At 66.2% G+C, this 13,338-nt stretch carries 7 protein-coding genes; 5 read left to right on the top strand and 2 right to left on the bottom strand.

The window, feature by feature from the left end; translation table 11 throughout:
- Window positions 1-52 precede the first annotated feature (52 nt).
- The 5 genes from ACUDP5_RS05820 (at window position 53) to ACUDP5_RS05840 (ending at window position 11,690) form a co-directional block, all read left to right on the top strand.
- Entirely contained in the window at window positions 53-6,091 is a 6,039-nt protein-coding gene (locus ACUDP5_RS05820) for a DUF3320 domain-containing protein (RefSeq protein WP_445658355.1), read from the top strand.
- Between the two features lie 386 nt (window positions 6,092-6,477).
- Window positions 6,478-7,206: a DUF4377 domain-containing protein gene (locus ACUDP5_RS05825; protein WP_445658356.1), complete on the top strand. Its 729-nt coding sequence runs from the start codon at window positions 6,478-6,480 to the stop codon at window positions 7,204-7,206.
- A 462-nt stretch (window positions 7,207-7,668) separates the two neighbouring features.
- Window positions 7,669-8,196 (top strand): sigma-70 family RNA polymerase sigma factor, encoded by a 528-nt coding sequence (locus ACUDP5_RS05830; protein WP_445658357.1) that lies wholly within the window; start codon window positions 7,669-7,671, stop codon window positions 8,194-8,196.
- Window positions 8,197-8,203: 7 nt separating this feature from the next.
- The gene (locus ACUDP5_RS05835) at window positions 8,204-9,154 is read left to right on the top strand and encodes a FecR domain-containing protein (protein WP_445658358.1); all 951 of its coding nucleotides are present in this window, start codon (window positions 8,204-8,206) and stop codon (window positions 9,152-9,154) included.
- A gap of 88 nt (window positions 9,155-9,242) precedes the next feature.
- On the top strand, window positions 9,243-11,690 hold the full coding sequence (locus ACUDP5_RS05840) for a TonB-dependent siderophore receptor (RefSeq protein ID WP_445658359.1): 2,448 nt from the start codon (window positions 9,243-9,245) through the stop codon (window positions 11,688-11,690).
- A 33-nt stretch (window positions 11,691-11,723) separates the two neighbouring features.
- Here ACUDP5_RS05840 and ACUDP5_RS05845 read toward each other — a convergent pair whose 3' ends face one another.
- Both ACUDP5_RS05845 and ACUDP5_RS05850 read right to left on the bottom strand, forming a co-directional pair.
- Window positions 11,724-12,542, bottom strand: a complete 819-nt coding sequence (locus ACUDP5_RS05845) for a hypothetical protein (protein WP_445658360.1) — start codon at window positions 12,540-12,542, stop codon at window positions 11,724-11,726.
- A 7-nt stretch (window positions 12,543-12,549) separates the two neighbouring features.
- Entirely contained in the window at window positions 12,550-13,320 is a 771-nt protein-coding gene (locus ACUDP5_RS05850) for a DUF4262 domain-containing protein (RefSeq protein ID WP_445658361.1), read from the bottom strand.
- Between the last annotated feature and the right edge of the window lie 18 nt (window positions 13,321-13,338).

The following is a 13,338-nucleotide window of genomic DNA, read 5'->3' on the forward strand; positions in this document are numbered from 1 at the left end:
TCCTGGCATTTCGGTCTATATTTCCGGGGCAGAATCAAACCAAGAGATAGCGATGGATAAGCGACAAGACCTGGAACCCCCGACCGTCCAGGAGGGCGCGGCGCATGCCGTGTCGCCGCCCGGTCCGGAGCCGCTTGCCCGCGACGCGATCGTCGTCGATATCGAGGCCGATCCGACCCTGGGCTACGCCTCGATCCAGAACGCCGTGCCGATCGTGCGGTCCTTGCGTTTGACCAACCGTTCGCAGGACACCTTCGAGAATCTTGAGGTGCATGTCCGCTGCAATCCGGCCTTTGCGCAGCCCGTGCGGCTGCGCTTTGACGTGCTGGTGCCCGGCGAAATCCGTCGTATCTCGCCGCTCGACCTGACGCCGGACCATGCCTACCTGGCGGATCTGCAGGAATCGCAGCGCGCCAGCATCGACGTGGTGGTGCAGGCAGGCGGGCAAGCGGCCGGTGTTCAGGAGTTGGGCCGTGCCTCGCAGCCCGTTGCCGTGCTGGCCTATGACCAATGGGCCGGCATGCGCGCCTTGCCGGAATTGCTGGCCGCCTTTTCGATGCCGAACAATCCGGCCGTGGATGTGCTGATCGGCAAGGCCGCCCGGCTGCTGCGCAGCCAGCATGCCGAGCTGACCCTGAACGGCTATCAGTCCAAGAGCCGTGACGTCGTCTGGAAGCAGGTGTCGGCCATCTACAGCACGCTGGCCGCCGAAAGCCTGCATTACGCCGAGCCGCCGGCGTCGTTCGGCGTGGACGGCCAGAAGATCCGTACGCCAGACCGCATTCTGGAAGCCCGGGTCGCCACGTGCCTGGACCTGGCCATGCTGTTCTCGTCATGCCTGGAACAGGCAGGCCTGCGTCCGGTGATCCTGATGAAGGAAGGGCACGCCTGGGTCGGTGTCTGGCTGCACCCGGCGTGCTTTGCAGACCCCTTGACCGACGATGTGCAGGCGGTGCGCAAGCGCGTGGACAGCGGTGAATTCCTGGTCTTCGAGACCACCGGCATCGCCCAGCATCCGAATTTTCGGCCGTCGCTGCGGCGGGCGCTGGAGCAGGGCGCGGCGCACCTGCGCGAAGAGGACACCTTTCGCTACGCCATCGATGTGCATCGCGCGCGCGAACTGCAGATCAAGCCGCTGCCGTCGCGGGTCGTCGGGGCGGTGCCGGGCGAGGCCGAGGCCGCCGAACCGCCCGCCGCCATCGAGCCCACGCCCGAGCTGCCGCCGCTGGACCCCGAATTCGTCATCAATCTCGAGCCTGCCGACGACACCCCCGAGGGCCGCCTGGCCAAGTGGAAATCGCGCCTGCTGGACCTGACGCTGCGCAACCGGCTGCTGAATTTCAAGAACACCAAGTCCACGCTGCCGCTGGTGGCGCCCGACCTGGCACGCCTGGAAGACGCCATTGCCGATGGCAGCGAGTTTCGCATCCGGCCGTTGCCGACGGCGCTGATGGAAGGCAGCGACCCGCGCGTGGCGCAGGTGCACGTGGATCGCGGCGGCCGTGCGCCGCTGGACGACATCGCGCTGGAAGCGTTGGGCAACCAGGAATTGATCGCGCGGGTGCCGCGAGAGGCGCTGGATGCCAATCTGCTGACGATCTTCGGCGCGGCGCGCACGGGCCTGGAAGAGGGCGGCGCCAACACCCTGTACCTGGCGATGGGCATGCTGCGCTGGACCGAGGGTCCGGGCGCGGAAAGCGCGCACCTGGCGCCGCTGATCCTGGTGCCGGTGTCGCTGCAGCGTCAATCCGTGCGCAGCGGTTTCCGGCTGGTTCGTCACGACGACGAGACCATCATCAACCCCACGTTGCTGCAGATGCTGCGCAACAACTACGAACTGCGCATACCCGGCCTGGATGCGTTGCCGGCCGATGACAAGGGCGTGGATGTGGCCCGCGTGTTGCAGGCGTTTCGCCTGGCGGTGCGCGAGATTGCCGGCTGGGAAGTGCTGGAACAGGTGCACCTGGGCATCTTCTCGTTCACCAAGTACCTGATGTGGAAGGATTTGCAGGACCGCAGCGCACAGCTCAAGGCCAACCGCGTGGTGCAGCATCTGATCGACCATCCCGGCCAGGCCTTTGCACAGACGCCCTGGGACCCGCGCTTCGACCGGTTGGACGAAAGCTATCGTCCGCAGGACCTGATGACGCCGCTACTGTCGGATTCGTCGCAGCTGAAGGCGATCTGCGCGGTCGATGCCGGCCGCGACCTGGTGCTGGAAGGCCCACCGGGCACCGGCAAGAGCCAGACCATCACCAACCTGATCGCGCACCTGCTCGCCAGCGGCAAGACCGTGCTGTTCGTCTCGGAAAAGATGGCGGCGCTGGAAGTGGTGCACCGCCGCCTGTCCAGCATCGGCCTGGGGCCGTTCTGTCTGGAACTGCATTCGTCCAAGGCGCGTAAATCCGAAGTGTTGCAGCAGTTGGGCAAGGCGCTGGAACTGGGCGGCCAACGCACCAGCGAAGACTGGGAGCGCGAGGCCGAACGGCTGGCGGTGCTGCGCCAGGACCTCAATGGCCTGGTGGACGCATTGCACTTCCGGCATCCCAATGGCTTGACGGTGTATGACGCCATCGGCACCAGCATCCAGCATGCCGGGCAGGAGCCGTCGCCCATGTACTGGCCTGACGCCCAGGCCCATGGCTACGACGACCTGGCGCAACTGCGCGAGGCCGCGCGGCGCATGGCGACCTTGTCCGGCGAGCTGGGCGCGTTGCATGGCCACCCGCTGGCCCACATCGGCATGGCCGACTGGAGCCCCAGCTGGCAGGATGCGCTGCTGGCCTCGGCCCAGGCGCTGGACCAGGCGGTGGACGCGTTCAAGTCCTGCATCGGCGCCGCGGGCGATGGCCTGGGCCTGCCGGCCGCGGGCCTGAGCCTGGACGCGTATGCGCGGTTGGATGCGTTGATCGACGTGCTGTTGGCCGCGCCACAGGTGCCGGCGGGCCTGGCCGCCCAGGCGCACGACCCGGCCGCCCGACAGCGGGTGCAGGCCCTGGCTCGCCATGGGCTGGCGCGTAACGCGCAGTGGGCGCAGGTGGGCGCGCAATGGAATGCGTCGTTGGCGGACCTGGATGCGAAGGGGTTGAAGGCGCAATGGCAGGCCGCCTGCGCCACCTGGTGGCCCAAGTCGGCATTTGCCAAGCGCGGCATCCGCAAGCGCCTGGCGTTGCTGCGCGTCGACGGCCAGCGTCCGGACGACGGCGCCATCAACGCCGTGCTGGACCCACTGGCGCAGGTCAATGCCGAAGACCAGGCGCTGGCGGCCTTGCAGGCCGACGCACAGCGCCTGCTGCAGGACGACTACGCTGGCCTGGCCACGGACTGGGAACAGGTCCGGCGGCATGAACAATGGGCTGAACGTTTCGCCGAGGCGGTCACGCTCATGGCGGGCGACCCGTCTGCGGCAACCGACCTGCGAACGCGGCTGCAGCCGTTGGTGGGCGAGAATCGCGCCTTTTTGCAGCCCGCCGCCGCATTGGGCAGGCGCTTGCTGGACGCGCGCAATGCCTGGCGCGTCCTGCAGGACGCGTTGGCCGCGGTGCAGTCGCAAGCTCAACCCGTCGAGCCGCTGCAAGGCCATGGCGACGACAACGGCGCGCTCGAGCGCATTCAGGCCGTGCTGGCCGGTTGGCGCCACAACAAGCAATACCTGATGCCCTGGTGCGTGTGGCGCCAGGCCCGCGGACAGGCCATCGCGCTGCAATTGCAGGGCCTGGTGGCGTCGCTGGAGCTAGGCCGCGTGCCCTTGGCGCAGGTCGAGTCCCATTTCGAGTTCAGCTATCGCAACTGGTGGGTCAAGAAGACCATTGACGGCTCGCCGGTGCTGCGGTCGTTCTCCAGCGCCGATCACGAGCGCAAGATCCGGGAATTCCGCCAGGCCGACGACCGCTTCCAGCAGCTGACGTCGGCCTATATCGGCGCGCGGCTGGCGGGCAAGGTGCCTGCGGGCAATGGCATCCTGGTCAGCCCCGACAGCGAACTGGGCCTGCTGCGCCGCGAGCTGCAGAAAAAGACCCGCCACGTGCCGGTGCGCCAATTGATGCAGCGCCTGCCGTCGCTGCTGCCCAAGCTGAAACCCTGCCTGCTGATGTCGCCGCTGTCGGTGGCGCAGTACCTGGACGCCGGCCATTCGCAGTTCGACGTGGTGGTGTTCGACGAGGCCTCGCAGATTCCCGTGTGGGATTCGGTGGGCGCCATTGCCCGCGGCCAGCAATTGGTGGTGGTGGGCGATACCAGGCAGTTGCCGCCCACCAGCTTCTTCAGCAAGTCCACCAACGAGGAAGACGGCGCCGTCGACGACGGCCAGGTGGAAGACCTGGAAAGCATCCTGGACGAATGCCTGGGCGCCGACATGAACCGCCTGCGGCTGCAGTGGCACTATCGCAGCAAGCACGAAAGCCTGATCACCTTCAGCAACGTCACCTACTACGACTCGCAGCTGATCACCTTTCCGTCGCCCGTCACCGATGACGTGGCCGTGCGGCTGGAACGCGTGTCCGGGGTCTACGACCGCGGCGGCAGCCGCACCAACCGGGCCGAGGCCGAAGCCATTGTCCGGGGCATCGAACAGCATTACCTGGACAAGGCGCGCCGCCGCCAGACGCTGGGTGTGGTCACCTTCAACCAGCCGCAGCAATCATTGATCGAAACGTTGCTGGATGCCCGCCGCCGCGCCAACGCGGAATTGGACAAGGCCATTTCGGCGCAGTCGCGCGAACCGCTCTTCATCAAGAACCTGGAGAACGTGCAGGGCGACGAGCGTGACGTGATCTATTTCTCGATCACGTACGGCCCCGATGCGGCCGGCAAGATGACCATGAATTTCGGCCCGCTCAACGGCGAAGGCGGCCACCGCCGCCTGAACGTCGCCATTTCGCGGGCCCGCGAAGGCGTGGTGATCTACAGCACGCTGTTGCCCGAGCAGATCGACCTGTCGCGGGTGCGTGCGGCCGGCGTGCGCGATTTGAAGCACTACCTGGAATTTGCATTGAAGGGCCCGCGCGCGCTGGTCGAGCAATCGCTGCCCACGGGCCGCGAGCCCGACAGTCCGTTCGAGACCCAGGTCATCAAGGTGCTGCGCGAACGCGGCTGGGTGGTGCATCCGCAGGTGGGCTGCTCCGGCTACCGCATCGACATGGGCGTGGTCGATCCGCGCGCCCCGGGCCGTTACCTGCTGGGCATCGAATGCGATGGCCGCGCCTATCATTCCGGCGCCACCGCGCGCGACCGCGACCGCCTGCGGCAGGTGGTGCTGGAAGGGTTGGGGTGGCGCCTGCACCGGGTCTGGTCCACGGACTGGTGGATCAATCCCGAGCGCGAAGTGGAAAAACTGCTGGCGCGCCTGGAGGCGGAACTGGAGCGGGACGTGGATCAGGCCGCCGCCGACGACGCGCCGCCCGACGACGACGCGTCTGTCGAGGGTGCGGAATTCGTGATCACGACGGAAGAAGGCGCGGCGCAATGGTCGGGGGCGTCAACGTCGACGTCGCTGTCCGGCGCGTCGACCGGCGCGGCACCGTTGATCGACCGGGTGGGCGATATCGCGCCTTACCAGGTGGCCGATGTGCCGCCGGGGGAAGCGGACGCGTTCTACACGCGGGCCAACAACGCGCGGTTGACCGATGCGCTGCGCCAGGTCATCGACACCGAGGGCCCGATCCCCGAAACCGTGCTGCACCGCCGGGTGGCTCGCGCCTGGGGCCTGGAACGCACGGGTGTGCGCATCGTGGAACGCCTGCGTAGCCTGACGCCCGCCGATGTGGCCGAAACCCGCGAGGGCGATGTGACCTACTACTGGCCCACCGGCGTGCAACCCGACGCCTGGACCGGTTTTCGCGGCGCGGGTGACGACGAGGCCTCGCGTCGCCGGATCGACGAGGTGTGCCTGCAGGAATTGGCCAACGGCGTGCTGCAGGTGATGGCCATGACCGGCAATGCGCCCAAGGCGGATGTGATCAGGTCCGTGTGCCGGCTGCTGGGCTTGTCCCGGACCTTGATGGACGCGGAAATCCGGATCGGCCAGGCGGTGTCGATGCTGGCCGCGCAAGGGCGCATCGGCGATGCGGCGGGGATACTGCGGGGGGGTTGAGGCTGCAATCCTTTGCGCAATCGGGCGGATCGTTGCGACGCATTCGTACGAAATCCCGATGTGTGCGTGTCAGACTGTAATTGCGAATCCCGGGTGGCCAGGCGGCCGGCAGCCCGGGGCCGGTCGGGGATTTCAGCAGGGCAGAGGGGCCATTCGCCAGCCCGTTTCGGTCAGCGCGCATTCAGTTTTGCGGCAAGGTTTTGATACTCGCCAAGGCGGGCCGCGGCCATTTCGTCCATACTGCGGACGTAGAATCCCGCTTTTCTTCAGTGCCATCCGGCTGAAAGGAACGACCCATGAAAAAAATAATCCTCCTGGCGTCTGCTTGCGCCGCGCTGCTTCAGGCTTGCGCACCGGTTTCCAACCCTGGCCAAGGATCGTCCAATATGCCCACCTCCGCCGCTACTTCGTCCGCGACTTCGTTGAGCCTGCCGGCGTACTACTGGCGCCTGGCGGCCGCGACCGACGCATCGGGCACGCCCATCGCCGCGCTGCAAAAGGGCATCGAACAGCCGCTGCGCCTGTCGTTCTCGGCCGATGCCATGAACATCCGCGGGGGCTGCAACGGCCAGTTCGGCGGCTACACCTATAAAGACGGCGTGCTGCACGTGGCCAACCTGGCATCCACCATGAAGGCGTGCGAGCAAAGCCTGATGCAGCTGGACGCCGAAATCGGCCGTCGCTTGAAGGGCGACTTGCGCGCCACGCTGGCTGGCGAGGCGTCGGAGCCCAGCCTGACGCTGCTGGCCCAGGACGGCAGCGTGCTCAAGTTCGTGGGCGAGCCCACCCCGGAAACCCTGTACGGCAGCGCCGGCGAAACCCTCTTCCTGGAAGTGGCCGCCAAGCGTGCGCAGTGCAACCACCCGATGATTCCCAACTACCAGTGCCTGATGGTGCGGGAACGTCGCTACAACGATGCGGGCGTGCAATTGCCGCCGCAGGAGGAATGGCATCCGCTGTACCAGTCGGTCGAAGGCTATGACCATCGCGACGGCGTGCGCACCGTGCTGCGCGTCAAGCGCTACGACTGGAAGAACCCGCCCGCCGATGCGCCTTCCAAGGTGTATGTGCTGGACATGGTGGTCGAGCAGGACGCGTCGGGTAGGAAGAAGTGAAGCGGGGCCGGCCGCGTGGCTCGCGCACGCGGGTCGACAGGCTGCCAGTAGCGGGCATCCTGGGCAGGCGCCGCGGCCTCGAAACCGCCCAATACCCATAGTGCGGTCAGGTACGTCGAGGCGCTTGCCCCCCCGGGCGCCGCGTCCGATTCGTCGCAGTGTCGCTTCGGAGATGTTCATACGTGCGCATAGATCGGCGGCCTTGATGTGTTGGCCGACCTGTTGAGCACGTATGGCGCGGCCCCACATCGTCAGACGGCTCGCGATAATGCTGGGAATGGCGTCGGAGGCGCGTAGCTTTGTGGGCAGATGCGCCCTCAAAAAGTAGGTTTCTTGAGATAAATCGGCTATTTACGATGGTCAATGCAATGATCAGAGTGCCGAGGAATGAGATTGTCCATCACCATCAATAATGATTACAATTCCCATTCCCAAAAATCTTGAAGCGTTCACGCTACGGCCATGTCGTCCACGGAATCCCTGGAGCACCGCGAGCTTGGCAGGCTCTATCGCGATCATCATGGCTGGCTGCGCGGGTGGCTGCTGCGGCGCCTGAGCGTCCCCGCGGAAGCCGCCGACCTGGCGCAGGACACGTTCATGCGGCTGCTGGCCTCGCCCGCGTCCATGGCGCAGCTGCAGGGCATCCGCCAGCCGCGCAGTTTCCTGGCCACGGTGGCCCAGCGCACCCTGGTGGACCACATCCGCCGCCAGGTGCTGGAACGCGCCTGGCTGGAAACGCTGGCGCAGCAGCCCGAAGCCAGCGCCATTTCTCCCGAGACGCAGGCCATCCTGCTGGAAACCATCCGCGAGATCGACGCCATGCTGCATGGCCTGGGCGACAAGGTGCGAAGGGCCTTCCTGATGTCTCAGCTGGAAGGCGCCAGCTACGCCGAGATCGCGTCCACCCTGGGCGTCACGGTCAGTTCCGTCAAGAAATACATGGCCCGCGCGACCGAGCATTGCCTCGTGTACGCGCTGGCCAGGCAGTAGGCGCGCCATGGCGGACAAGACAATCACGACCGCAGCGCAATGGTATGCGCGGTTATGTGCGGACGACGTCACCCCCGCTGACGTGGCCGCGCATGGCCGCTGGTTGGCGGCCGACCCCGAGCACGCGCGCATCTGGCGCCAGGTCGAACGCCTGCGTGGCACGCTCGGGGCCGCGCCCGCACGGTTGGCGGCTGACACGCTGAGCCGCGTCGACCACCACTTTGCCCGGCGCCGCGCCGTGCTGCGCAACAGCCTGGGTGCAGTCGCCTTGTTCGGCGCCGGCGGCCTGCTGGCCTGGCGCGCCTTGCCCGTGGAAGGGATGCTGGCCGATTACCGCACAGGCACGGGCGAACGCCGCGAACTGCGTCTGGCAGACGGCACCTTGCTGTGGCTGGACAGCGCCAGCGCGGTGGACGTCAAGATCGACGGCAGTCGCCGCCAGATCGTCGTCCACGCAGGCGAGATCCTGATCGACACTGAACATGCCGCGCAGGGCCTGCCGCCCCTGCGCGTCACCACGGTGCATGGCGCCGTGCGCCCGTTGGGTACCCGCTTCCTCGTCAAGCGGCAGGAGGCACGGACGCAGGTCGTCGTGCTGCGCCACGCCGTGGCACTGCAATCGGCTGGGGGCGGGGATGAGGTGGTGCTGCAGGCCGGCGAGCGTGGCGCGCTGGACGGCAAGGGCGCCCAGCACGCGGGCGCCGTCATCGGCGAGCCCGATGCCTGGACGCGCGGCGTGCTGGTCGTGGATAACTGGCGGCTGAGCGATTTCATCCAGGAGCTGGACCGCTATCGCCCGGGCAGCCTGCGGTGCGATGACGCCGTGGCGTCGCTGCGCGTATCGGGCGCTTTTCCCATCGACGACACCGACGGGGCGCTGGCCGCCGTGGAACGGGCGCTGCCCGTGCGGATCTCGCGTTTCACCCGATACTACGTCCGCGTCTTGCCGCGCAGCTGATTTATTTTCCGGGGGCATTGTCCTTTTTTCGTGCTCGTCCGACTTAGCAGGGATCACGTCGGATTCAAGTCACGGAAAACCTTTGTTCATGCCCTCTACCACTGCTTCCTATCGCCGCTTCTTTGCTTTCACGCCGCTGGCGGGGGCGGTCCTTGTTGCCCTCGTGGCGGTCAGCGCCGCACCTTCGGCGCAGGCGCAAGCCACGCCCGGCATCGAGGTCGCCCGCCACTATGACATCCCGCCCGGGCCGCTGGGCCTGGCCCTGAGCCGCTTCGCCGCCCAGGCGGGGGTGGTGTTGTCATTCGACGCGCAACTGACCCAGGGCAAGCAAAGCGCGGGTCTGCAAGGCGGTTACAGCGTCGCCTCGGGCCTGGCCGCGATGCTGGCCGGCACCGGCCTGGAGGCAATCAGCCAAGGCGCCAACAGCTACGGCCTGCGCGTTGCCGGCACGCAGACGCTGGCGCCGGTGCAAGTCCTGGGCTCGCGCGAGCCCACTCCCAGCGAAGGCACCGACTCGTACACCGTCGGCGTGTCCAACACCGCCACCCGGTTGCCGATGACCTTGCGTGAAACGCCGCAGTCCGTGTCGGTCATGACACGTCAACGCTTGACGGATCAGGGCCTGAACACCCTGGAAGACGCCATTGTCAACACGCCCGGGCTGACCTTCAAGAAGAAAGGCTCCGCCGACGACAACGAAAAGGGCCTGTATGCGCGTGGCATGGAAATCACCAACATGCAGGTGGATGGCGTGCCGACGCACAAGGATTTCAATGCCTTGGGGCTGGACACAGCGCTGTATGACCGCATCGAGGTCGTGCGCGGTTCAACGGGCTTGCTGAGCGGCGCGGGCAATCCCGCGGCGACCATCAACCTGGTGCGTAAACGGCCCACGCGGGAATTCGAGGCCGGAGCGGGTGTCGCGGTGGGCTCGTGGGATTACAAGCGCACCGAATTCGACCTGGGCAGCCCGCTGGATGAGGCCGGAAAACTGCGCGGGCGGCTGGTGGGCGCCTGGCAGGAAGGCGGCTCGTTCATCGACCGCGTCAAGCAGGATTCGCAACTGCTCTACGGCGTGGTCGAAGCCGACCTGGCCGAGTACACGCTGCTGACGCTGGGCGCGGAATACCAGCGCAAGAAGTGCACGGCGTGCTCATACTTCGGCTTTCCGGCGGTATACGCGGACGGCTCGAAGACCGACTTTGCGCAACGGTTCAATTCAGCGACCAACTGGAGCCGCCAGGAACGCACGCGCTACAACGTCTTCGCCACGTTGGACCATGAGTTTTCACCGCTGTGGAAAGGGTCGGTCACCCTGTCACGCACCGGCGACGACAATGATCGCACTTATGGCTGGTTCAGCAGCAACGGCTGGGCGAACCCGCAGACGGGGCAGGGCGCATCGGTCTGGGTCGCCAAATGGCCCATCCCCAAAACCCAGAATGCCGTCGACGCCAGCCTGTCCGGCGCCTTCAACGCCCTGGGCCGCCAGCATGACCTGGTCGTGGGTTTCAACGCATCCCGCACCCGGGGGGACTACGACAGCTATCCGCTCTGGCAGGCGCCGGGCTATGACCCCAGGATCCCGGACATCCGGGCATGGAGCGGCAACATGCCCGAGCCGGATTGGCAATCGACCGGCAAGCGCTACTACACCGAGAAGCAATCGTCGATCTACGGCGCCATGCGTTTGCGTCCGACCGACGCCTTGTCGCTGGTGCTGGGATCGCGCGTGACCTGGTGGGACCAGCGGGCTTCCTACACCTACACCGACGGTTCTTCCCACCCGGACAACATGCGCGAGCAGGGCGTTTACACGCCGTATGCCGGGGTCGTGTACGACCTGACCCGAGACCTGTCCGCCTACGCCAGCTACACCAGCATCTTTTTGCCGCAGCAGGCGCAGACGGTGTCGGGCAGTGTGCTGGCGCCCATCAAAGGCGACACCTATGAGGTGGGTCTGAAGACGGCGCTGATGGACGGCCGCCTGAACGGATCGCTGGCCCTGTTCCGGACGCGGCAGGACAACTACGCCATGCTGGACGGCGACCGCCTGGCGCCCAATGGCGACAGCGCGTTCGTCGCCGCCAATGGCGCCGTGATGCGTGGCGTCGAGGCTGAAATCAGCGGTGAGCTGACTCCGGGTTGGCAAATGCAGCTGTCGTACGCCTATGTCGACCGCCGGTTGCCCCAGGGCTTCATCACGCAGGTCGGATTGCCGCGTCACATCGCCAAGCTCTACACCACCTACCGCCTGCCCGGCGACTGGAGCGCCCTGACGGTGGGCGGCGGTGTGCGCTGGGAAAGCCAGAGCGGCTATTCCATGCGCGGGCCCGGCGGCAGCCAGGCCGAGTCGTCGCAAGGCGCCTATGCACTGCTGGATCTGATGGCCCGGTATCAGTTCAACCGCCAATGGTCGGCGACGCTGAATCTGAACAATGTGCTGGACAAGAAGTACTACGCCAGCACCAACGTCTACAGCAATTACTACGGAGCGCCGTTCAGTGCGATGCTGGGGGTGAATTATCGGTATTGACGGTCGATGTCATTCAAGGACTGGACACGGGCTTCACCCTTTGAATAATCCGTCAACGCGTTCCTGCATATCGAAAACATCCGACACGACATACAGCCCCACACTCTCTTGCAGCTGGCTGTTATCCGGTGGGGTTTCCACGCAGGCCTTGACCAGCACGAACTGCCCCGCCGGATCGGGCATGAATTTCATGCCCGATACCGACATGCGTTCAATGTGCAAGGCGCCATCGTTGTAGCGGTGGCCTTTGGCGGGCAGGCCGTTCAGTTCATCCATTGACGGCACGTGGTCGAAGACCGCGTCGTAGAACTCGATGATCGGGCTGCTGTTGGTGTTGGCGCAGCGATGGACGTAGGCGGCGTGGTAGCGGCCGTCCAATTGATACGACACGACATCGCCGGCCCGGTAGAAGGTCAGGCTGTCGGGTTGCCCGGGGGCGCGCTTGAGCGGAGTCGGCGGCGTATGCAGGAACGCCTGCTTGATCGCCGGCGTCTTGCGGTGGAAGTCATCGCTGAGCGCAACGGCATCGTTCAGCGCGTCGATAGCGGCGTCGGCCTGCGCGTTGAGGGTGGCGTCGGCGATCCCGTATTTGTGCAGCAGGATGGCCAGCGCGACAGCGGTCTTGTGGCGGTACAAGGGCAATACCGTCTCGTCGCTTGCCTGCAGCACGCAGTTCCAGCGGCGCAATACCTGCGGCAGGGCGCGGGCGCCTGGGTTGGCTGCCAATGCGGCATCGTGCCTGGCGTAGGCCATGAGGCGCGTCATGAGCCGGGCCAGGTCTTCGTCCAGCGTCTGGACCAAGGTGTCGGCGGCCAGCTTGCTCAGGGCCTGGGTGTGAGTGATCGTGGCCATGGTCAGGTCATTCTTGAGGTGGGTTGGGCGTGGCCGCGGACCAGGCCCAACCGTGTTCCGACAGGTCAGGCTGCAACGCCTTGAACGCTTGCTGCGCACCGGCCTGCCCGGGAAACACACCGGCCTTGTCCGGCCAGAACAGTTGAACGCAAGGAAAGTCGTCGCCGCCGTGGAACCAGCGGTTCCAGCCCAGGTGGTCTCGGTAGTGTGATCGGTCGACCGGAACCAGCAGGGCCTTAAAGCCGCGAAACAGGGTGTCGGTGGGTACGCCGATGGGCGGTGGGTTGCCGGCTTCGATCATGCGGTACAGATTCCACAGCACGTCGTGGGTGACTTCCGGCGGCAGGGAAAAGACGATGACCTCCGGGAATCCGTGACCGACCCAGAATCCGGTCGTGAACGAGAAGCCGGGCTGGTCATCTTCAGCGTAGATCTCGGTGCGAAACCAGCCGTGTTCGCGGATCTGGTCGACGAAGCGTTGCTCGTCGGCGTCCAGAGCGTGGGCGGGGGCGTCCAGGGCGGTGGCGATGTCGGGGATGGGCATGCGGGCTCCGAAGGGCGTACGGGCGAGGGGCCATTGTAGTGGCGGCGCCTGGACCGTTCGGGGCGTGGCTGTGACGATGTTCAGCAGCATATTGACGATCCAGACGCCGAAATAGTCGCGCGCCGTCCCGTTGAAGCGTACGGACAGGCGTTGTAGAGCGGGGATCGATAGGGTGGCGCTGACGCCTGGCGTGCTGCCGGCGGCGGGCTGTACGGCGATGTCTTGCTGGGGCATGACTTGAGTTCCGTAGGT

The organism is Achromobacter sp. NCFB-sbj8-Ac1-l (assembly GCF_052695805.1).